Source organism: Sphingobium sp. FG125 (assembly GCF_057809795.1).
In genome coordinates, this window is the sequence record NZ_JBMDKQ010000001.1 from 123,985 (window position 1) to 144,802 (window position 20,818).

Below are 20,818 nucleotides of genomic sequence, written 5' to 3' on the forward strand. Positions count from 1 at the left end.
CAGGGAATCAGTCCATGTCCAAAGCCCTCCGCCTCGCCGCGCTGCTGGCCTGCACCGCCTCTGCGACCCCGCTTCGCGCTGATGATCTGGCCGATGGTTTCCGCAATCCGCCGCAGTCGGCGCGTCCGCGTGTCTGGTGGCACTGGGTGAACGGCAATGTGACCAAGGAGGGGATTTCCAAGGATCTCGACTGGATGGCGCGCATGGGGATTGGCGGGGTCCAGAATTTCGACGCCAGCCTCAAGACGCTGCAGATCGTGCCGGAACGGCTGGTCTATATGACCGATGGCTGGAAGGATGCGTTCCGCCATGCGGTCAGGACAGCGGATGCCAAGGGGTTGGAATTTGCCATAGCGGCCTCGCCCGGTTGGAGCGAGACGGGCGGTCCGTGGGTGAAGCCGCAGGACGCGATGAAGAAGCTGGTCTGGTCCGAAACGCTGCTGGCTGGTGGCCAGCGGGTCAAGGGCGTGCTGGCATCGCCGCCATCGGTGACCGGGGGCTTCCAGAGCGCGAAATTCGTCGATCCATTGGCGATGGGCGCTGAGGTGGCGCAGCAACCCGCTTTCTATCGGGACGCTCTGGTGCTGGCTTATCCAGTGGCGGCAGAGCGGCCGCCTGTCCCGACGATCAGCCAGAGCGATGGCCGACCTGTCGATGCTGCGCCGCTACTCGACACTGAGCTGGACAGTGTTGTGCAAGTTTCAAAAGGCGATCCGGCCAAGCCCGGCACGCTCGTGCTGGACTATGGCAAAGCTGTCATAGTGCGGTCGGCCAGCCTGTTCATACCCCATGCGCGACCGCCCTTTGGCGACCCGGAATATCTGCCGGTGCTGGAGGTGGAGAAAGACGGCGCATGGCAACGCATCGGCGCATTTCCGCTGACCGAGGCGACGACGACGATCGGCTTTGCGCCCGTGACCGCGCGTCGCTTCCGTCTGGTTCTGGCCCCCAACAACGGGGTGAAGGCACCGAGCCTTGGCGATGGTGCGCCCGGTGCGATGAAGTTTGATGTCTTTGCCCAGCCTCCCAAGCCGACGCTGGCGATCGGCGACCTGAGGCTATTTGCCGAAGCGAAGATCGACCAGTATGAGGCCAAGGCAGGCTTTGCGATCGTCGCCGACTATAACAGGCTGAGCGATGGCGCGGCGCAGGGCGGCCCGGCTGTCGATCCGGCCCGCGTTATCGACCTGACCAGTCATTTGCGGCCCGATGGCACGCTCGACTGGACTGCGCCAAAGGGGAGCCAATGGCGCATCGTCCGCATGGGCTATTCGCTGACCGGCAAGACCAACCATCCCGCAACCCCCGAAGCGACGGGGCTGGAAGTCGACAAATATGATGCCGCCGCCGTGCGCCGCTATCTGGAAACCTATCTGTCCATGTATCGCGATACGGTTGGTCCCGAATGGATTGGCGACAAGGGCATCCGCGCGCTGCTGACTGACAGTATCGAGGTCGGGGCGTCCAACTGGACACCGCGCATGGTCGAGGAATTCAGGGCGCGGCGCGGCTATGATCCGGTGCCGTTCCTGCCGACGCTGACCGGGACGATCATCGGATCGGCTGCGCAAAGCGACGCCTTTCTGCATGATTATCGCCAGACGCTGGCCGACCTGCTGGCCGACGCCCATTATGGCACGGTGGCAAAGGTTGCGCATGAGCAGGGGCTGACAGTCTATGGCGAGGCGCTGGAAAATGCGCGACCGGTGCTGGGTGACGATCTGGCGATGCGGTCCCATACCGACGTGCCGATGGCGGCGATGTGGACCTTCAATCGCGGCGGCGCGCCGCGCCCGACGCTGATCGGCGACATGAAAGGGGCCGCGTCGGTCGCCCATATCTATGGCCAGAATATCGTGTCGGCTGAATCGATGACGTCGGCCTTCTCGCCCTGGGCCTTTGCGCCTTCGGACCTGAAGCGGGTGATCGATCTGGAGTTTGCGTCGGGCGTCAACCGGCCGATCGTCCACACCTCGGTCCACCAGCCGGTCGATGACAAACTGCCGGGGCTTAGCCTGATGATATTCGGGCAATATTTCAACCGGCATGAAAGCTGGGCGGAAATGGCCAAGCCGTGGGTCGATTATATGGCGCGCACCGGCTTCCTGCTTCAGCAGGGTCGCGACAGCGCGGACGTTGCCTATTTCTACGGCGAGGATACGCCGATCACGTCGCTGTTCGAACATGGCGTGCCAACCGATCTGCCGACGCGCCATGCCTATGATTTCATCAATGCCGACATAGTGGCGAAGAAATTGACGGTTGAGGGCGGGGAACTGGTCGTGGGCAGCGGTGCGCGCTACCGGGCGCTCTATCTGGGCGGCACGAGCCGGGTGATGACGCTGGCCACGCTCCAGCGGATTGCCGCGCTGGTCGATGCCGGGGCGACGCTGATCGGCATGGTCCCTGAGCGTGCGCCGGGGCTGAAGGATGATGCGACGGCATTCAAGGCGCTGGTCGACAAGTTGTGGAGCGGCGGCCCGACCGGCAAGGGCCAGGTGATCGCCAGCCGCGATGTCGAAGCAGCGCTGGCCAGCGCCGGTGTCGGTCCCGATTTCCGGGTGACGCAGGGTGGGGCGGATAAAGATTATCGCTTCGTCCATCGCAAGCTGACCGATGGCGACCTTTATTTCGTCAACAACCGCACCGACCGGGCAGGGCCGATCGAGGCGCGCTTCCGCGTGACCGGCAAGCAACCGGAAATCTGGCGCGCGACTCATGGCAAGGCAGAGCCTGTTTCCTATCGCACCGAAGGGGGCGAGACGGTGATTCCGATCGACGTTGCGGCGGAGGATGCCTTCTTGATCCTCTTCCGCACGCCTGCCGCTGCGCCGTCGATGACGGTTCCGGCGAAGGTTGCACAGACGGTCGGGACGATAGCCACCCCATGGAGCGTGCGTTTCCAGCCGGGGCGCGGCGCGCCCGTGGGTGTCGAGATGCCGACCCTGACGCCGCTGGAGGCCAGCGCCGATACGGGGGTCAAATATTTCTCCGGCACTGCAACTTACACCACCCGCTTCACCCTGCCCAAGGGCGTCAAGCCGGGCGCGCCATTATGGATTGACCTCGGCAAGGTGGGCGATCTGGCGCAGGTCAGCGTCAATGGACAGGCGGCGGGCACGGTGTGGCTGGCCCCTTATCGGCTTGACATTGGCAAGCTGGTCAAGCGCGGCGCTAATGCACTGGAAGTCAAGGTCGCCAATCTGTGGGTCAATCGCCTGATCGGCGATCAGCAGCCCGGCGCGCAGAAGCTGACCTTTACCGCGGCACCAACCTATATGCCTGACGCGCCGTTGCGGCCTTCGGGGTTGATCGGGCCGGTGACGTTGATGGCGCAATAGAGGTTACATGCGCCGGGCGATCGCGCCCGCCGCCCACCCCATGCCCACCGCCAGAGCAATGGCGGTCAGGCCATAGAGGAAGGACCATTGTTCAGCCGCCGTCGCCATAAATTGTTCAAAGCCCGACTTGCGCACGGTGATGTCGCGGACGGCGGCGGCGACCACGCGGCCATCCTGCACCAGAAACGTCTCGGCAGTATAGTCGCCCACGATGACGCGCGCCGATAGCGGCAGGCGCGCCCGGTAAAGTACATCGTCGCTGATTTCGACGGTGCCGGGGCGCTCGACGAACAGGCCGGATCGTTCGCGCAGGTCCACCAGTCCCTGCTGAAACCGGCTGAGTTCGGCGCTTTCGTTGAGCGAGGAGGGAGATAATTGCAGCTTGTCGACCCCCAGTTCGTAGATGGCGGCGGTGCGTTCATCGACGATGCGGTCGATCGGGCGGGACGACGCCATGGCATAGAAACTGGGCGCTGAACGAAAACTGGCACGATCGGCATTGACCCAGATGCCCGCGACCTTCTGTTTTTCGCGCATCGTGATCGACTGTTCCGGTCCCTTCAGCACGACGACGATGTCGGCGGCTTTTTCCGGGCGCGTGCCATCGGGATAGACGATCGCGCCGAACAGCAGCAGGTCCGCGCCGGTAAAGCTATACTGGATTTCGATGTCCCGCTGCGACACGTCCGGCACCAGTTGCGGCGCGGCGGCCGCGCCCAGCAGCAACAGGGGGGCCAGTCGCCAAAGGTCGCGCCGCTGCATCAGCTGAGTTCTATCGTGAAGATTTCATCGGGGCGCCATGCCAGACCCAGCGCCATCCGCGCGGCAACCAGCAGGACGATGAGCGCCAGCAGCACACGCAGATATTCGGGCCGGATCGTCATCGACAGGCGCGTGCCGACCTGCGCGCCGGTGACGCTGCCGATCAGCAGCAGCATCGCCAGCACCAGATCGACGGCCTTGGTCGTCATCGCGTGCATCATCGTCGTCGCCATGGTGACGAACAATATCTGGAACAAAGACGTGCCGACGACGGACTGGGTGGTCATGCCCAGTAGATAGAGCATGGCGGGTACAAGGATGAAGCCGCCGCCCACGCCCAGCAGCATCGTCAATATGCCGGTCGCCATGCCCAGCAAAAGCGGCGCGAGCGGCGAGATATAGAGACCTGAGCGATAGAAGCGCCAGCGCATCGGCAGCGCGGCGACGAGGGGATGGTGCCGCCGCTTGCGGGCCTGCACCCGCTTGCCGGTCTTGAGCGTGACCAGCGCCTGGATCGATTCCTTGGCCATCAGCAGGCCTATGCCGCCCAGCATCAGCACATAGAGGATGCCGATGACGGTATCGATCTGCCCCAGATATTGCAGCAGGCGGAAGATCAGCACGCCCAGCCCCGCGCCGACCACGCCGCCAGCGATCAGCACGCCGCCCATGCGGAAATCGACCGTGCCGCGCGATATGTGGGTGAATACGCCCGAAACGCTGGCCCCGGTGACCTGCGAGGCGGCGGATGCGGCTGCGACGGTCGGGGGGATGCCGTAGAAGATCAGCAACGGGGTCGTCAGAAATCCGCCGCCCACGCCGAACATGCCCGACAACAGGCCGACGACGCCGCCCAGGCCAATAATGACCAGCGCGTTCACCGAGAGATTGGCGATGGGCAGGTAAAGATCCATGGCTCGTCCGGGGGTAGTGGTAAAATGTGTCGAGTGAAAGCGGCGCGACGCCCCGCGCGTCAAAAATCTGCGGCCAGGGTGATGGCAAAGCCGGAGGCAGGGGCTGCGCGACCGGCAATACGCTCCCGCCATTCGATCGCGATGCGGGCGGGGACGTTGGGCAGGGGCAGGTGGATCTGCATTTCCGGGCCGATGTCGAGCCGCTCGATGCCGGGCTGTGCGCCGCCGGACAGGGCCGCGCCGATGCGCAGCCTTGATGTGCTGACTGGCGAGAGCAGGGAGAATTTGCCGTCAATGAAGGCGTCGCGCCGGTTGAAGCCGACCATGCCTGCCTGCGCATAGGCTTCCGCCTCCAGCCCGTGGCCTACTGGTGTGGGGCCGAAACCGCCGACGGCCATCACGGCATTGGCGTTGCGCGCGCCCTCGCCGAGTGCGATGCGGCGTTCGATGGCCAGGCTGACGGGGATGGTGCGGACGGGCTGGATGGCGAGGCCGATGGCGGCTTCTGGCGCAGCCGGGCGCTGAAGCGCACTGGTTGCGCGGGCATAGGCGACGGTGCGGCTTGGGGCGGCGGGTGTCAGGTCATAATCGAAGCGCAGCCCGGCTTGCGATGCGCCCAGTCGGCCGATGGCGGCGTCGGTCGGGGACGTGCCATTGTCCCGCCACAACATCCAGGCGCTACCATGCCAGCGATCCGTGTGGCTCTGGGTGGACAGGAGCAGCGGCGCGGGGGAGGGGGACGGGCTGCCACGATTATAGTCGGGGTCGGTCGCATAATGGCGGTTGGCGAACGCCATGGAGAAGGCGATGAAATCCAGTAGGCTCACCGGCATGGCGGCTTGGGCCTTGGTGGGAGGGGCGGTTGTCACAGCCGGGGTAGCCGGAGAGATGAGGGACGCCATAGGGGTGGCCCATTGCCTGTGCGGCGAAGGGCTGGCTTTTCCATGGGCATCCACCGACACCGCTGGCGATGGCATGGGCAGGCGCGACGCAACCACTGCCGCGATTTTTTGGGGCGCTATCAATGCCAATGGCGGTCCCGGCTGGCTCCACAGGCGCATCGCTACCCAGCCGACCATCACCAGGCCGAAGAAGCGGAGCGGGCGGCCACTGGCGGACGTGATCATGGGTCGGACCGCATGTCGGGAAAGCGATGCTGGGTCTTGTCCCAGACGAGCGGGCGACCGAGCAATGAGCGGACATATTGGAAGATGGCGCGCCGCGCCGCGAGTATGGCGATGAGGTTGGCGATGAAGGTACGCGGCACCGCGCCCAGCCCGTAGCGCCAGCCATAGGCCTGCCCCACGAACAGCGCCCGCATCAGGCCACGCCAGCTCATCAGCCCGACATTGACCCACAGCAGAGCCACAATCGTAGGGGACAGCGGGCGGGGCGGGATCGGCAGGAAAAGGCCGGTCAGCCAGAGCATCCCCCATAAGGCCACAGTCATATAGGCCGCGAACAGGACGAAGGCGGACAGGGCGGCGCGCCGGTCGCGCAGCCGCATCCACCATTCCGCCGGGCCGCCGCGCCAGCCCATCCGGTCCCATCCGGCCAGCGAAATGCCCACGATCCAGCGGGCCTTCTGCTTGACTGCGCTGTCGATCGTGTCGGGGAAATATTCGCGGGTTGCGACCAGGTCACCGTCGGCGTCGCGCATCCGTACGAATATGCCGCGCCCGCCATTGTCGCGGATGCGCAGCCCGGCTTCATAGTCCTCGGTCAGCGATGACGGGTCGAACGGGCCATGGGCAGGATCGTCGGCCAGCGCTGCCAGCGTGTCCCGCTCGAACGCGCAGGCGACCCCGGCTGAGGGGACCGACGCGCCCAGCGCTTCACGCACGGTCAGATATTTTCCATGGCTCTCCGCAAATTCATCGCAATAATGATTGGCGATCGCGCGGGACAGCCATGTGCCTCGACCGGTAAGCGGCAGCACCGGCAATTGCACCAGCTGGAACCGGTCGATCAGGACGTCGAACAGGCGGATTTCATCGGCATGGACGACATCTTCTGCGTCATGCAAAACGACGGCCTTATAGCGGAATCCGTCCCGCGCCTCCTCGTCCAGCATGGCGCGCCACAGGACATTGAGGCAATCGGCCTTGGTCGTGGGGCCGGGATGCGGGTTGATACCCAGCAGGATGCGGGGTTCGCCCTGCGCCACGGCGGCGATGGCCTCAATCGTAGCGGCATCATTGGGATAGGCACCGACGAAGATGCGATAGTCGGCCGACCCCCAGCGACCCAGTGCAAGGCGCAGCATCGGTCCGATCACATCCGCCTCCCGCCAGGCCGGGACGAAGATGGCGATGCGGCCGGGCGTTGAAGATGGTGGTAGCGTCGCCGTCGTCATCCGGGCATGGCGGCCATAGATGAACAGGTCGCGCCACGCCTTGCGCGCCAGAAACAGCAGGTCGATCAGAAAATCGTCGATCCCGCCAATGGCAAGGCCCACCACGGCAAACAGCAGGATTTCATGATGAAGGATGGCAAGGCTTGCAACCAGCATGTCCCCCAAAGCCTTGACCCCCATGCCTCGACAAGGGAAAGGATGGCATTGGTGTCAGCAGCTTCCAAGTCTTTTGCGCAATTTATGCAAAAGGGCCGCGATAAAACAGGATGAACCGAAGAATGACAAAGCCACGCCCATCAGTATTGCGCGAATTTCTGGCGGGACAGGCAGGCAGCGCGGTATTGCTGATGATCGCGGCGGCATTGGCTATGCTGATCGCCAATCTGCCGGGCGGCGGCGGGCATTTCTATCATGACATCATCCATGCAGAAATCGGGCCGGTCCTGACCCCGAAGCTGGGACCGATGACGGTGCATCTGTGGATCAATGACGGGCTGATGGCGATTTTCTTCCTGCTGGTCGGGCTGGAGATCAAGCGGGAGTTTCTGGACGGGGGGCTGTCCACCTGGGAACGGCGGCGGCTGCCGATCATTGCGGCGATCGCGGGCATGGGGGTTCCGGCGCTGGTCTATCTGGCGGTCACCGGCGGGCAGGCGGAACTGGCCAATGGCTGGGCGATTCCCGCCGCGACCGACATTGCCTTTGCCATCGGCGTGCTGGCGTTGCTGGGCGATCGTGCGCCAGCCTCGCTCAAATTGTTCCTGACGGCTGTGGCGATTGTCGACGATATGGGTGCGGTTGCCATCATCGCGCTTGTCTATACGCAGGGACTGGACTTGGCGGCGCTTGGCGGTGCGGCGGCGGTGCTGGCGGTGATGGTCGGCATGAACCGGGCGGGAGTGAAGGCGCTGATCCCCTATCTCATCGGCTTTGCGCTGCTCTGGTATCTGATGCTCTTGTCGGGGGTCCATGCGACGGTAGCTGGCGTGCTCGCTGCGATGACGATCCCCATCCGCTGCACACCTGGCGCGCCTGATGCGGTCGATAGTCCGCTGCACAAGCTGGAGCATGGCGTGCATCCCTGGAGCGCCTATTTGATCGTACCATTGTTCGGCTTTGCCAATGCCGGGCTGACATTGAACGCGCAGGTGTTCGGCGCGCTGCTGGCTCCGTTACCGCTGGGCGTCGCGCTCGGCCTGTTTTTGGGCAAGCAGATCGGCATATTCGGCAGTGTCTGGATTGCGACGCGGTTGGGCATTGCGGAGCGGCCGACAGGTGCCAACTGGACCCAGGTTTATGGCATGGCGATGCTGTGCGGCATTGGCTTTACCATGAGCCTGTTTATCGGGGCGCTGGCCTTCCCCGGATCGGCGCTGCTGATCGAAGAGGCCAAGGGCGGCATATTGATGGGGTCGCTGGCATCGGCGCTGGCGGGCTATATCGTCCTGCGCTGGGTTGCGCCATCAAAGCGTTAGGCGGGTTCGCCAAGGCGCGATTCCTATGGTATAACCCTACTGCTTTCTTGGATGTGTCGAGCGCGAGGGAGCCAATAATCGACCAATTCTTCTAGGCAAGATACCGGAGGAGGGCGAAATGACTATGGAGACGGACGTTAATTATCTGCTGCATCGTCAGCAGATGTCGCTGATCAAGGCGCAGGCCAGCCCCTCACAGGAGGGGCGGAGCGCATACGAGCATCTGGCGCAGCGCTATATCGAGCAGATCGACGCTTACCGGCAGGAAAATGCAAAGCTGATCGTCCGCGCCCATTGAGTGGGGCGGGCGTCAGCGGCGCTCCAGCAACCGCGCGATCGCCAGATGATGGGCGGCGTCGTCGCCACATTCCTTTTCCAGCACCGCCTTGATCCGTTGCAATTCATCTTCGGTCAGATGTTCGATGCCGATAAAATCGTTGCGGGCATTGTCCACGGCGCGGATCAGTTCGTCCAGTTTCGCCTGGATCGCTGATCCATCGCGATTTTGCGCATTCTGGATCAGGAACACCATCAGGAAGGTGACGATGGTGGTGCCGGTATTGATGACCAGTTGCCAAGTATCAGAATAGTCGAAGATCGGCCCGGTCGTTATCCAGACCAGCACGACGGCGCTTGCCAATATGAAGGCCAGCGGCTGCCCGGCCCAACTGGCGACCCGGTGCGACAGGGCTGCGAAAAATTTGTCCATGATGCTGCCATCCTCTGCGCACCGCGCTGCGGCGCATTTATGCTGCGTTCAGGCATGTGTTGCCATGAAGGGTCCATGACAGCCATCGCTTTCCGTGCCGCCGCCTGCGGCCTTACTGCATCCCTGCTGGCCTCCTGCGCCACCGTCTCCCCCGAATCGCGTCTACGCACGGGGTTGCTGGAAGCTGGATTGTCGCCCCGGATGGCGGGCTGCATGGCCGAACGCATGGTCGATCGGCTGAGCCTGATGCAGTTCCGGCGGCTCCAGTCGCTCGCCTCGCTCCGCAAGTCTCACATGGGCGAGATGAGCGTCGATCGCTTCCTCTACAAGGTGCGTGCGCTGGAGGATCCAGAGATTTTCCTGGTCACCAGCAAGGCAGCGATTGGCTGCGCTTTTTAAGCCCTATTTTGCAATAATCCGGGCCAGCGCTTCGCAAGGGTTTTGCAATTTTGCAAAGTCGTTTTGCGAAATCATACTGGCCCTGCAATCCTGTCTGTGCTTTAGCCGTCGCCATCACGGTTCGACGGAAAAGGACGGCACGCTCCATGAATATTCATGAATATCAGGCGAAAGAACTGCTCGCGAAATATGGCGCGCCGATCGCCGCCGGCTATGCCGCCTTCTCGGTCGAGGAAGCTGTCGAGGCTGCCAAGAAGCTGCCCGGACCGCTCTATGTCGTGAAGTCGCAGATCCACGCCGGTGGCCGCGGCAAGGGCAAGTTCAAGGAACTGCCCGCCGAAGCCAAGGGCGGCGTTCGCCTCGCCTTCAATCTGGATGAGGTCAAGGCCCACTCGACCGACATGCTGGGCAACACGCTGGTGACGATCCAGACCGGCGACGCTGGCAAGCAGGTCAACCGCCTGTACATCACCGACGGCGCCGACATCGACAAGGAATTCTACCTGGCTCTGCTGGTCGATCGTGGCAGCAGCGAAGTCGCGTTCGTCGTGTCGACCGAAGGCGGCATGGACATTGAGGAAGTCGCCCATTCGACGCCTGAAAAGATCCACAGCTTCTCGGTCGATCCCGCGACCGGCTTCATGCCGCACCATGGCCGTTCGATCGCCGCTGCGCTGGGCCTGACCGGTGATCTCGCCAAGCAGGCGTCCAAGGTTGCCTCGTCGCTTTATGCCGCGTTCCTCGACACCGATGCCGAGCAGATTGAAGTCAATCCGCTGGCGCTGACCAAGCAGGGCAATCTGCTGGTGCTGGACGCGAAGGTCGGTTTCGACGGCAACGCGATGTTCCGTCATAAGGACATCGCCGAACTGCGCGACCTGACCGAGGAAGATGCAGCCGAAGTCGAAGCGTCCAAATATGACCTCGCCTATATCAAGCTGGACGGTAACATTGGCTGCATGGTCAACGGCGCTGGCCTGGCCATGGCGACGATGGACATCATCAAGCTGAACGGCGAATTCCCCGCGAACTTCCTGGACGTCGGCGGCGGCGCTACGACCGAGAAGGTGACGGCTGCGTTCAAGATCATTTTGCAGGACCCGGCGGTCAAGGGCATCCTGGTCAACATCTTCGGCGGCATCATGAAGTGCGACATCATCGCCGATGGTATCGTTGCGGCGGCCAAGGAAGTGAACCTGTCGGTTCCGCTGGTGGTTCGCCTGGAAGGCACCAATGTCCAGCAGGGCAAGGATATTCTCGCGGCTTCGGGCCTAGCCATCGTCCCAGCGGACGATCTGGGCGATGCAGCGCGCAAGATCGTGGCAGAAGTGAGGAAGGCAGCCTGAGGCCGCTTTTCACCTGAACTGACACCAAAAGGGGTGCGGGTAGTCCGGTTACGGGCTGCCCGCGCCCGTGTTGGCATTTACAGTGGAGGATGTTGAAATGAAGATCCTTGTCCCCGTGAAGCGGGTGATCGATTATAACGTAAAACCGCGCGTCAAGGCCGACGGAACGGGTGTTGATCTGGCGAACGTCAAGATGAGCATGAACCCGTTTGACGAGATCGCGGTCGAGGAAGCCATCCGTCTGAAGGAAAAGGGCGTGGCGACCGAAGTGATCGCTGTGTCGATCGGCGTCGCCAAGGCGCAGGAAACGCTGCGCACGTCGCTGGCGATGGGCGCTGACCGGGCGATCCTGATCCAGACCGATGATGAGGTCGAGCCGCTGGGCGTCGCGAAATTGCTTGCCAAGGTGCAGGAAGAGGAAGGCGCCGGCCTGATCATCCTGGGCAAGCAGGCAATCGACGATGACAGCAACCAGACCGGCCAGATGCTGGCCGCGCTGCTGAACCTGCCGCAGGGCACGTTCGCATCGAAGGTCGAGGTTGAGGGCGACAGCGTGTCGGTGACCCGCGAAGTCGATGGCGGGCTGGAGACGGTCAAGCTGTCCACCCCTGCGATCATCACCACCGACCTGCGCCTGAACGAACCGCGCTATGCTTCGCTGCCCAACATCATGAAGGCGAAGAGCAAGCCGTTGGCGCAGAAGACGCCTGCCGATTATGGCGTCGATATCAGCGCGCGGCTGGAGACGCTCAAGGTCGTCGAACCGCCCAAACGCACCGCCGGCGTCAAGGTCGCCGATGTCGATGAACTGGTTGCCAAGCTCAAGGCCATGGGAGTTGCCGCATGAAAACGCTCGTCTGGGTTGAACATGAGGGCGGGGCCGTCAAGGACGCCACCCTGTCTGCCGTCACCGCCGCTGCCAAGCTGGGTGAAGTCCATCTGCTGGTCGTTGGCGAAGGCGTCAGCGCCGTTGCCGATGCGGCGGCGAAGATTGCAGGCGTGGGCAAGGTCCATGTCGCTGACGACGCGGCTTTTGGCCATGCGCTGGCCGAAAATGTCGCGCCGCTGATCGTGGAACTGATGGGGCATCATGACGCCTTCATCGCGCCCGCCACCAGCAACGGCAAAAATATCGCCCCGCGTGTCGCGGCTCTGCTCGACGTGATGCAGATCAGCGACATCCTGTCGGTCGAAAGCGAGGACACGTTCACGCGGCCGATCTATGCCGGCAACGCGATCGCGACGGTCAAGAGCAAGGACGCCAAGAAGGTCATCACCGTTCGCGGTACGGCGTTCGAAAAGGCTGAACGCGATGGCGGTTCGGGGACGGTGGAAGCCGTGGCCTCGACCGGCGACAAGGGGCTGTCGTCCTTCGTCGGTGCCGAAATCGCCAAGCTGGAGCGTCCCGAACTGACCAGCGCCAAGATCATCGTGTCGGGTGGTCGTGCACTCAAGGACGGGCCGACGTTCGAGGAAGTGATCTTCCCGCTGGCTGACAAGCTGGGTGCAGCTGTGGGCGCAAGCCGTGCGGCTGTCGATGCGGGCTATGTCCCCAACGACTATCAGGTCGGGCAGACCGGCAAGATCGTAGCACCCGAAGTCTATGTCGCGGTCGGCATTTCCGGGGCGATCCAGCATCTGGCGGGCATGAAGGACAGCAAGACCATCATCGCGATCAACAAGGATGAGGACGCGCCAATCTTCCAGGTGGCCGACATCGGTCTGGTGGGCGATCTGTTCAAGGTCGTGCCGGAACTGACCGGCAAGCTGTAATTCAGCGTCATGCAATAGAAGGGGCGCGGGATCGAAATCCCGCGCCCTTTTTTTGCGTCATTCGCAGTTGACGTCATTCCTGTCGATGGCCCGGCCAGCCAGTGCGCCGGCACCGCCGCCCAAGATCGTGCCGAGGGTTTTGGAGCCTCCCGGAGCGATGACATTGCCCAGCACGCCGCCAGCGATGGCGCCGACGATCGTGCCGGTCGTGCCGTCGTCACGCTTGCAATAATAGCGGCCGTCGCGATCACGATAAATCTGTTCATCGTCGCGGATGGGGCGGCGTTGGTAGCGGGGCGGGCCGCGACGATCATTGGGGCGGTCATAGCCATAGCCACGATTGCCGCCACCGTCGGAGACGCAGGCTCCCAGCGGGAGCATAGCGACCAGGGCAACCGCCAGAAGGGGCTTGCGCATCAGGACACCAGCGGCGTGGCGGTGTGGCTCACCGGCGTAGAGACTTTGGTGTCGGCTGCGCGCTGGTCGGACAGGTCGGCCTTGGCCTGGTTATAGCGGCTGACGAGATCGTCGCGAAACTGGTCCAGCTTGCCGTCGTCATACAGCTTCTTGCCGACATAACCGGCGATAGCGCCGAAAATCAGGGTGCGGATCATGGGGTGGCTCCTTTGTTGGTGTCCAAGATGTCGGCCAGTCAACGGGCGGCGACGCCATGGGTTCCGGCAGAGCGGACAACAAAGAGAGCGGATGAATTACTCGGCGGCGTCGGCCAGCCGTTCGGCGCGGGCGTCGGCAGCGGCGGTTTCGCGGCGGGCGCGGGCGGTGTCGGTCAGGTCCTGGCGCTGGGCCATGGCCAGCCAGGCGGCTTCGGCGCGGAGGCAGCGATCACGGACATTGGCCAGGGTCGCGGCGTCGGCGTCGGTGCGGGCCTGCGCGGCGAGGCTGTGATAGTCGGTAACGGCCATGAGGCTCTCCTCAAAATCAAAAGGATGAATGGGCCGGGCGCGAAGGATGACCCCCGCGCCCGATCCGGCCGTCTGAATTATTCAGCGTGGGCGATGTTCACCGCAGCCATCTTGCCGCGCTTGTCCTGCTCCAGATCATAGGACACGCGGTCCTTTTCACGCAGGGTAGCCAGGCCAGCGCGCTCGACGGCGCTGATGTGAACGAATGCGTCTGCACCGCCATTGTCGGGGGCAATGAAGCCATAGCCCTTGTCGGCGTTGAAGAACTTGACGACGCCAGTGATGCTGCTCATTTGGTATTCCTTCTTTCTGTGCGGCGAACCCCGTGTGGACGCGCCGGGTTGCTAAGGGGCAGGGAAAGAAGGAAGTAGGTGCCGCAAAGCGCCGAAAACCGTCGATTTGCGACTGTAGCCACGCCTATGTAGGGCAGGCAGTGGCAAATAGCAAATCGCATGACGGGATGTGCCGTTCCGGGCAACGCGATTTACGTGGTTGGGTGTGCGGCTCTCGTCTCGCGCAGGTATCCGCAATCAGGCTGATCCGGCCGCAATCGACGCGGCAAAGCTGGCGGCTCAGGCGGCGAAGATGGTGACGGCTGAATATAGGAAAAATGGTAGCGGAGGAACGCTCCCGACGGAAAGATACCTATCCAGCGTTCTTTGCTAGGTTGATGATGTTGGCCATGCGGCCAGTGACTTGGATTTCCACGCCGCGACCTTCGGCATTGGGGGTCAGGGTTATGGTGTCGATCAATTCGCGAATGGCGGATGCGGCGCGCTCTCTGGCGGTGCCTTCGGTTGCAAGGGCTGCGTCCAGTTCGGCGATGTAGAGGCGGTAGCGGTCAGCCAGATCGCTCGACAATTCGAGCGGCACCGCTTCATCCATCGTCGCAAGCTGGCGCTGGACGTCTGCTAGATCGGCGCGGGCTGTGCGCAGGCGATCCTTCACCTCGTGAAATTCGCCCGCGCCGTCCGCAATTGCATCGACCAAGCGCGTGATTTTGCTTTTGAGGTCTGCCGCTTTGCGTTCCAACGGCGCGCGATTCGCGCCGGCTTCTGCCTGACGTTTGCGGATCCCGATGTTGTAGCGGTCTACAAAGAGCGCGACGGCTTCGGGATCTAGCAGGATGTGCTTGATCTGGCCCAACACACGCTGCTCATAGAGCCGCGTGGATATGGTGCGGGTATTGGTGCAGATGCCCTTGGCCTTGCGCGCAGAGCAGCCCCATTTGTCAGGGCCGATAACGGTCCATGTGCCGCCGCATTCGCCACATTTGCCGAGCTTCGACAGGAGGCGCTTGGGTCGCTTTTCCAGCTTGCGAATATCGCCGTCAAAGGCGGAATAGCGTTCCTCGATCGTCGCCCATTGTTCGTCGCTGACGATGCGGAGATGCGGCACTTCCATGAAGCGCCATTCGCTCACCGGGTTGACGCGCGCCACATATCGGCGGGTTTTGGGATGATAGACGCGGCGTGTGCGGCCATAAACCATGACACCACGATAGATATTGTTTCGCAGGATGCCGTTCGCCCGTATGCGGTCGCCGTGGATCACGTTTGTCGCCCATAGCTTCCCGCTGGGAGAGGGGACGCCCTCTTCGTTCAGCGCCTTGACGATCGCGCGGGCGGATACGCCTGCGATCGTGTCGTCAAATATGCGGCGCACGATCGCCGCTTCTTCCTCATTCACTTCCAAGATACCGCGCACAATCTCCCCATCGTCGCCGATTTTTTTGACGACGTTATAGCCGTAGGCGAGGCCGCCAGCATTGAAGCCGCGCCCATGCTGGCCGCGTTGGCCGCGCTTAATTTTCTCGGCCAGATCCTTCAGGAATCGTGCATCCATCAAACCTTTGATGGTGCCGGTGATTTCATCGACATAGCCGTCGCTGAGCGTGAACAGACGCGCGCCGAAATGCTCCAAATGCTCACGGATGGCGTGCGCGTCGCCGATGTGCCGGGCGATCCGGTCTGTTGCTTCGGCGAGGATTTGATCGACGTCGCCGCGCTCGACGCGCGCGAGCATGGCATTCAAGCCTGGGCGCTGCATTTCGCTGATGCCTGCGCGACCGCTGACCTCATCATCGAAATAGGTGTCGATGACGGTCCAGCCTTCGCGGGCGGCGCGTTCCTGCATCGACGCCAGCTGGTCGGCGGTCGAGAGTGGGTTTTGCAGATCCGATGAAAAGCGGGCGTAGAGGATGGTCCGCATGCTCTAGCGTGCGCCCTTCATCGATGCAGACCTGCTTTTGCGAGGCGGTGCCGCTATAAACATGGCGAACTGCCGGCCCTCATTGGGGTGCGCACGATCCAGTGTCCGACATGTCGGACAGTCGCAGATCGAGGGCAGACCGGGCTTCATTGATCAATCGTGGTCGCCGCGCGCTGGGCGGCGGGGGTGGGCGTGGCGGCGCGCAGGCGCGTGATGTCGCGATCGACCATCAGGTCGGCGAGGGCTTCCACTATGCGCGCGACGGCTGGGTCGAGGGGGCGGTGTTGTCCCATGGGACGGTATTCCTTATGCGGGTGGCGCGCGGTCAACTCCGCGCAGTTGGACGGACGCCCGGCAGGATGCCGGGCGTTGCACATCACTCCATGCCGAGGGCGGCCAGATAGGTTTGGAGTATGGCTTCCATTTCCTGCCGGTCGTGCGGAGCCATCTTCCGCAGGGCGACGATCTGGCGCATGATTTTCGGATCGTAGCCGGTCGATTTGCCCTCCAAGTAGACATCCTTAATGTCGTCGCCGATGCCCTTCTTTTCCTCTTCCAGGCGTTCGATGCGCTCGATCAGCAGGCGCAGCTGATCCGCTGCGACGTTCTTTTCCGACATGTCAGTTTCCCTTCTGGTTGGTGAGCGCCCAGGCGATGATGAAGGGCGCGGCGAGTATGCAGGCTATGATCAGGATGACGCGGACAAAGCGGCTCACGCGGCGGCCTGCTGTTCGCAGCGGGTGCAGATGGCTTCGTCTTCGCGCGACCAAGTGATGTAGCCGTCGCGATCATCAGGCAGGGTGCTATGGTCGTCCCACCCGCAGTGCAGGCACAGTCGCGGATGCTGATGCGGGGGCAGGTCGGCCAGTTGGCGATAGACGTCTGCGCTGAACGGCAGTGCCACGTTCAGATCTGCAAGGATGCGGACGCGAATGTTCGGGGTTTCAAGCAGGCGCAGATGGCGTTCATAGGCTCGACCGCCCAGCGCCTGCGCGACTTGTTCGATGGACAGTCCAGCGGCCTTCCGGCGCATGGCAACATAGTCCCACGGCTGGACGACCGGCGTCGATGCGACGGAGCGGGACAAGGTGGCGTGACGCATGTTTGAAACTCCCGAAAATAGAGGGCAAGGAAAGGGCGTTTCCGGCAGCGGGGGTGCCGAATGGATTGGCTTGAGACAGGGAGCGCGGGCGCTTACGCCCGCGTCGGCCTAGCTGAGTATCGTTTGAGCGACGGGATGCGAGGGCGGGCCATCATCGTCATTTGCAGCGCGGTCGTTGGCAGCGGCGTGCCATTGGGTGATCGGCAGGGCAATGAGCGGCTTGGGGAAGCGGCTGACCTTGATCGTGCGGACAGCCTCCATCGACACCACAAACTCGTGCGCGCAGGCGTCGGGGTTGCGGCAATGATAATAGAGTTCGCGATAGGTCGCACTGCGCTTACCGATGGCGCGCGCAAAGGCGCGTCCGCCACAGGCAGGGCAGGTCACATGAGGCATTTGATTAGGTCGTCCCGACATTCTTAGCGTCCCCCGCTATATTCCTGCGCGACCCCATTGCCGGGCAAGAAGGATTTGAGTCGACCCAGAAGGCGGGTCAAGCGGACCCCGGCTTCTTCCGTTTCGGCGATGGCGCGATGCACAGCGGTCGGGGACGCACCGGGCTGAATGATCTGAATGCTGGCGCCTATTGCGTCGGCGGTTTCGCGGGAGGCTGCCGCAATGTCTTCGCCGAGGGCTGCGCGGCAGGCCAAGGATGCAGCGAGGGTGACGTCGAGTTGCAGGGCATAGCTTTCGAGGATCGGCGCATAGTCGCCGCCAGCCGCGATAAAGGCGCGGTCCAAGGCGATGGCCTGATCGAGCGTCGGGGTGCCCTTGCGGTCGCTTTCGCTCCAATGGCGCAGAGTCCGATTGGCGCGACGCGTGATGCGTCCAGCATCTGCCCAGCCCACCACGCCGATAACGGTCGTGATGGCGAGAGAGAATGATAGAGGCGCACGGATCTTGGTCACCAGCCCCAATCTCCCTCGCTGCAGCTTTCGCAGATATCGCCTTCATCGGCAGACGTGCCGCAACCGTGGCAGGGGGCGATTTCCTGTTGGCCTTCGATCAGACGGAAGGCCGCCATATTGGGCAAATCGATCTGATTGGCGCGGCAGTCTTCCAAAACAGTGCCGGTGGGATCGACCGTCATCAGACGGGCGTCGCTCGTCAGATTGGGCAGGGCGAATCGATCGACACACACCATGCGATAGGCGTCGATGAAGGTGTCGAGCGGCATGGCGATGCCGTCGTGTCGAACAAGAGCGGACATCATGCCCCTGGCCTCCCGATGGCGCACATGGCGAATAGGGTGCTGCTGCTTATGAGGAGAAAGCAGGCGAGGCTGTACCAGCGCGGCAGTTCGACAGCCGGGGCGGGTTCATCGCGCGCCGTCAGTTCCTCCGGCACCTCGAATGTCTGTTCCGCGGCGAAGCGACCGCGCAGGCGATAGGCGTTGCGCATCATGCTGCCACCGCCGCTGCACCGGCAAAGCTGCGCGCCGCGATGGCGATATGTCCCGATTTAGTCAGTTCCACCGGTTGACCCCGACGCACGTTGCCGAGCCGGTATTGCGCGGTGATGGCGCGGAACAGGTCGCGGCGGGTGCAGCGCAGCTTCATCTCAAGATCGCTGGGGATCATGGGGCGTGCCGCATCGAACAATACATTGAACAGCGCGACTTCGAGATGTTCGGCATGGGTGAAAGATTTTCCGCATTGGCGCGCGGACATGGCGATGACGTGCATCAGGCAGCATCCTTTCGTTGCGTTTTGCTTTCCTGTTCGCAAGCGACGGTGACGAGGCGCGCGGGTATGATGCCGCCACAGTCTTCGCCGGGGTCGATGCCCTGCGGTGCTTTAGAAAGGGGATAGATATCGGGGCGAAGGAGGAGGCGAGATACGCCTGTCGCGGCTTCGACCGCCAAAACATGTTCAGCGGGAAGCCTTTTGCCAGATTGCAGCCATTTCCAGACTGCGGTGGATGACACACCGCAAACACGCGCCATTTTTCCTTGGGAACCCAAGGTGTTGGTAGCTAGGCGCAGTGCCTCGAAGGGGGTGAGTGGAGCAACCATAGTAGCCTTATGGCAACCTTGGTTGCTGTCGTCAACCACTATTCTCTCATGTCATAGTGGCAACCTAAGTTGTAAGTGGTCAGGATGGTGATCATCCCTGATCGACTGATACAAATCATGGCGGTGCGAGGCTTATCGCAAACCCGCTTGGCTCAGGATGTTGGCGTTTCCTCATCCATGATCGGAAAGCTGGCACGGGGAGAATCGAGGGGATCAACGCATCTTTTCAAAATCGCGAAAGCGCTTCGGACGTCGCCAGAATATCTGATCGGCGAAAGCGACGATCCTGATAGAGATGCGATAATTACCCCTTCCAGAGAAGATATTGCGGAAGAGATGGGCCTCATCAAGATCGAGGAGGTGGATCTCGCAATTGGCATGGGATCAGCATATTCGGATGAATTACCGGTCCATGCCGCGTCCCAGTGGATGCCTGAATCATGGGTCCGCCAATTTACCGACGCTCCAGCGAAGTTCCTGACGATCGCCCGGCCGCGCGGTGATTCGATGTATCCGACGATCAACGATCGCGACATCGTCATCATCGACCGTTCACGCAGATCCATTGATGAGCAGGAAGGCATATGGGCGCTGTTCTATGGCGGTCTGGGCACAATCAAGCGTGTGCGCGCTCTGCCCGATGGCAACTATAAGTTGATGGCCGACAATCAGCAGGTTAGCGATGAAATGGCGGTCGATGGTGAAATGTCTGTTTTCGGCCGCGTGGTCGGTGTGATTCGGCGCACCTGACCGCAATTGCCTTGGGGGACAAGTGAGAGACGTAATCGCATTCTGCACGCTGCTGGCGTGCTTAGTTGTGTTCTGTGCATCGGTGGTTGCGCTGATCCGACCGATGCCAAAACTACGAATGGGAACGCGCAAGCGGGCGCTGAGCGGTTTCGGCGTCGCTCTGGCGCTATTCGTAGTAACTGGCATTGTCATTCCCGTGCCCGAGAAGGGCAAAGGCGACACTAAAAAGCCGTCCGCGCCACAACTACAAACCGAAGTAAAAGCAGATGAGGCCAACGCAGAGCAATATCGCTCGGTGAACAGCACCTTTTTCCGAGGTTATTGGACGAATATATTAGCACATGGGAAAAATTGCGACGAGGCAAGCAGCAAGGCTGTCAGTTCTTTAGGGGAAGTAGCAAAGGGTACAGCAACGACTGTAGATGCATATGCTGCCGCACGCGAGAGCCAGAAAGAGTGCGCGAATTCGGCAGACATGATGACCCGCCTCAATGTTCCCCCATCTTTGTCAGATCAAGACCAAGATGCGGCGAAAGAGGCTGCATCAGCGTGCGAATCCAGTTACCGTCTAAAAGCCGCTGCGCTGCAAACCATGATGGAAGTTATAGACGGCGACACCCGTCCATCGAAAATTCAGTCATATAAGGACGGTTTGCAACAAGCGACGGCAATGACGATTTCATGCGTTGCGGGCTTTTACACCTTGGGCCAAAAATTTGGCCTCGACCTCAGCAAATAGTCGA

28 protein-coding genes are annotated in these 20,818 nt (G+C 62.2%); 9 read left to right on the top strand and 19 right to left on the bottom strand.

What is annotated here, in order from left to right:
• Positions 1-14 precede the first annotated feature (14 nt).
• On the top strand, positions 15-3,341 hold the full coding sequence (locus tag ACODSR_RS00660; protein WP_489072753.1) for a glycosyl hydrolase: 3,327 nt from the start codon (positions 15-17) through the stop codon (positions 3,339-3,341).
• A 3-nt stretch (positions 3,342-3,344) separates the two neighbouring features.
• Here the strand turns inward: ACODSR_RS00660 and ACODSR_RS00665 are convergent, their stop codons facing one another.
• The 4 genes from ACODSR_RS00665 to ACODSR_RS00680 are packed head-to-tail and all read right to left on the bottom strand — an operon-like array spanning position 3,345 to position 7,529.
• On the bottom strand, positions 3,345-4,103 hold the full coding sequence (locus tag ACODSR_RS00665; RefSeq protein ID WP_489072755.1) for a TIGR02186 family protein: 759 nt from the start codon (positions 4,101-4,103) through the stop codon (positions 3,345-3,347).
• The gene (locus ACODSR_RS00670) at positions 4,103-5,017 is read right to left on the bottom strand and encodes a sulfite exporter TauE/SafE family protein (RefSeq protein ID WP_489072757.1); all 915 of its coding nucleotides are present in this window, start codon (positions 5,015-5,017) and stop codon (positions 4,103-4,105) included. Before ACODSR_RS00670 ends, ACODSR_RS00665 begins: the two co-directional genes overlap by 1 nt.
• 59 nt (positions 5,018-5,076) lie before the next feature.
• Positions 5,077-6,144, bottom strand: a complete 1,068-nt coding sequence (locus tag ACODSR_RS00675; RefSeq protein ID WP_489072759.1) for a hypothetical protein — start codon at positions 6,142-6,144, stop codon at positions 5,077-5,079.
• A complete protein-coding gene (locus tag ACODSR_RS00680; RefSeq protein WP_489072761.1) occupies positions 6,141-7,529 on the bottom strand; it encodes a glycosyl transferase family protein in 1,389 nt (462 codons plus the stop codon). Before ACODSR_RS00680 ends, ACODSR_RS00675 begins: the two co-directional genes overlap by 4 nt.
• A gap of 122 nt (positions 7,530-7,651) precedes the next feature.
• Between ACODSR_RS00680 and nhaA the strand changes: the two genes are divergently transcribed.
• Together nhaA and ACODSR_RS00690 are read left to right on the top strand one after the other, a co-directional pair.
• Positions 7,652-8,848, top strand: a complete 1,197-nt coding sequence (gene nhaA / locus ACODSR_RS00685; protein ID WP_489072763.1) for a Na+/H+ antiporter NhaA — start codon at positions 7,652-7,654, stop codon at positions 8,846-8,848.
• A gap of 118 nt (positions 8,849-8,966) precedes the next feature.
• Entirely contained in the window at positions 8,967-9,146 is a 180-nt protein-coding gene (locus ACODSR_RS00690) for a hypothetical protein (protein ID WP_489073160.1), read from the top strand.
• Between the two features lie 12 nt (positions 9,147-9,158).
• On the opposite strand, the gene ACODSR_RS00695 is transcribed toward ACODSR_RS00690, so the two are convergent.
• Positions 9,159-9,557: a low affinity iron permease family protein gene (locus ACODSR_RS00695; protein ID WP_489072765.1), complete on the bottom strand. Its 399-nt coding sequence runs from the start codon at positions 9,555-9,557 to the stop codon at positions 9,159-9,161.
• 75 nt (positions 9,558-9,632) lie between these two features.
• On the opposite strand from ACODSR_RS00695, the gene ACODSR_RS00700 reads away from it, so the two are divergent.
• The 4 genes from ACODSR_RS00700 (at position 9,633) to ACODSR_RS00715 (ending at position 13,075) form a co-directional block, all read left to right on the top strand.
• A complete protein-coding gene (locus tag ACODSR_RS00700) occupies positions 9,633-9,956 on the top strand; it encodes a hypothetical protein (RefSeq protein ID WP_489072767.1) in 324 nt (107 codons plus the stop codon).
• A gap of 146 nt (positions 9,957-10,102) precedes the next feature.
• Entirely contained in the window at positions 10,103-11,302 is a 1,200-nt protein-coding gene (gene sucC, locus ACODSR_RS00705) for an ADP-forming succinate--CoA ligase subunit beta (RefSeq protein ID WP_294131159.1), read from the top strand.
• Between the two features lie 97 nt (positions 11,303-11,399).
• A complete protein-coding gene (locus ACODSR_RS00710; protein ID WP_489072769.1) occupies positions 11,400-12,149 on the top strand; it encodes an electron transfer flavoprotein subunit beta/FixA family protein in 750 nt (249 codons plus the stop codon).
• Positions 12,146-13,075 (top strand): electron transfer flavoprotein subunit alpha/FixB family protein, encoded by a 930-nt coding sequence (locus tag ACODSR_RS00715; protein WP_119743995.1) that lies wholly within the window; start codon positions 12,146-12,148, stop codon positions 13,073-13,075. The genes ACODSR_RS00710 and ACODSR_RS00715 overlap by 4 nt, the downstream gene beginning before the upstream one ends.
• A gap of 57 nt (positions 13,076-13,132) precedes the next feature.
• Here the strand turns inward: ACODSR_RS00715 and ACODSR_RS00720 are convergent, their stop codons facing one another.
• The 14 genes from ACODSR_RS00720 to ACODSR_RS00785 all read right to left on the bottom strand — a co-directional run bounded on the left by ACODSR_RS00720 (position 13,133) and on the right by ACODSR_RS00785 (position 19,364).
• Positions 13,133-13,492 carry a glycine zipper 2TM domain-containing protein gene (locus tag ACODSR_RS00720; RefSeq protein ID WP_489072771.1) on the bottom strand — a complete coding sequence of 120 codons (360 nt, stop codon included), beginning with the start codon at positions 13,490-13,492 and terminating at the stop codon, positions 13,133-13,135.
• Positions 13,492-13,689: a hypothetical protein gene (locus ACODSR_RS00725; RefSeq protein WP_489072773.1), complete on the bottom strand. Its 198-nt coding sequence runs from the start codon at positions 13,687-13,689 to the stop codon at positions 13,492-13,494. The genes ACODSR_RS00720 and ACODSR_RS00725 overlap by 1 nt, the downstream gene beginning before the upstream one ends.
• A 96-nt stretch (positions 13,690-13,785) precedes the next feature.
• Entirely contained in the window at positions 13,786-13,998 is a 213-nt protein-coding gene (locus ACODSR_RS00730) for a hypothetical protein (RefSeq protein ID WP_217675011.1), read from the bottom strand.
• 77 nt (positions 13,999-14,075) lie between these two features.
• Entirely contained in the window at positions 14,076-14,291 is a 216-nt protein-coding gene (locus ACODSR_RS00735) for a cold-shock protein (protein ID WP_006948571.1), read from the bottom strand.
• A gap of 352 nt (positions 14,292-14,643) precedes the next feature.
• Entirely contained in the window at positions 14,644-16,209 is a 1,566-nt protein-coding gene (locus ACODSR_RS00740) for a recombinase family protein (RefSeq protein WP_489072775.1), read from the bottom strand.
• A gap of 146 nt (positions 16,210-16,355) precedes the next feature.
• On the bottom strand, positions 16,356-16,502 hold the full coding sequence (locus ACODSR_RS00745; protein WP_489072776.1) for a hypothetical protein: 147 nt from the start codon (positions 16,500-16,502) through the stop codon (positions 16,356-16,358).
• 83 nt (positions 16,503-16,585) lie between these two features.
• Entirely contained in the window at positions 16,586-16,828 is a 243-nt protein-coding gene (locus ACODSR_RS00750) for a DUF2312 domain-containing protein (protein WP_489072778.1), read from the bottom strand.
• A 93-nt stretch (positions 16,829-16,921) separates the two neighbouring features.
• Positions 16,922-17,311: a hypothetical protein gene (locus ACODSR_RS00755; RefSeq protein WP_489072780.1), complete on the bottom strand. Its 390-nt coding sequence runs from the start codon at positions 17,309-17,311 to the stop codon at positions 16,922-16,924.
• Positions 17,312-17,419: 108 nt separating this feature from the next.
• Complete coding sequence (locus ACODSR_RS00760) at positions 17,420-17,707, bottom strand: ogr/Delta-like zinc finger family protein (protein WP_489072782.1); 288 nt, start codon at positions 17,705-17,707, stop codon at positions 17,420-17,422.
• 23 nt (positions 17,708-17,730) lie between these two features.
• The gene (locus tag ACODSR_RS00765) at positions 17,731-18,219 is read right to left on the bottom strand and encodes a hypothetical protein (RefSeq protein ID WP_489072784.1); all 489 of its coding nucleotides are present in this window, start codon (positions 18,217-18,219) and stop codon (positions 17,731-17,733) included.
• Positions 18,216-18,524 carry a hypothetical protein gene (locus tag ACODSR_RS00770; RefSeq protein WP_489072786.1) on the bottom strand — a complete coding sequence of 103 codons (309 nt, stop codon included), beginning with the start codon at positions 18,522-18,524 and terminating at the stop codon, positions 18,216-18,218. The genes ACODSR_RS00765 and ACODSR_RS00770 overlap by 4 nt, the downstream gene beginning before the upstream one ends.
• Entirely contained in the window at positions 18,521-18,715 is a 195-nt protein-coding gene (locus ACODSR_RS00775; RefSeq protein ID WP_489072788.1) for a hypothetical protein, read from the bottom strand. Before ACODSR_RS00775 ends, ACODSR_RS00770 begins: the two co-directional genes overlap by 4 nt.
• Positions 18,712-18,996, bottom strand: a complete 285-nt coding sequence (locus ACODSR_RS00780) for a hypothetical protein (RefSeq protein WP_489072790.1) — start codon at positions 18,994-18,996, stop codon at positions 18,712-18,714. The genes ACODSR_RS00775 and ACODSR_RS00780 overlap by 4 nt, the downstream gene beginning before the upstream one ends.
• Positions 18,996-19,364, bottom strand: coding sequence for a transcriptional regulator (locus ACODSR_RS00785; RefSeq protein ID WP_489072792.1), 369 nt, complete (start codon positions 19,362-19,364; stop codon positions 18,996-18,998). Before ACODSR_RS00785 ends, ACODSR_RS00780 begins: the two co-directional genes overlap by 1 nt.
• A 45-nt stretch (positions 19,365-19,409) precedes the next feature.
• On the opposite strand from ACODSR_RS00785, the gene ACODSR_RS00790 reads away from it, so the two are divergent.
• On the top strand, positions 19,410-20,075 hold the full coding sequence (locus tag ACODSR_RS00790) for an XRE family transcriptional regulator (protein WP_489072794.1): 666 nt from the start codon (positions 19,410-19,412) through the stop codon (positions 20,073-20,075).
• A 22-nt stretch (positions 20,076-20,097) separates the two neighbouring features.
• Positions 20,098-20,814 (top strand): hypothetical protein, encoded by a 717-nt coding sequence (locus ACODSR_RS00795; protein ID WP_489072796.1) that lies wholly within the window; start codon positions 20,098-20,100, stop codon positions 20,812-20,814.
• Positions 20,815-20,818: the final 4 nt, after the last annotated feature.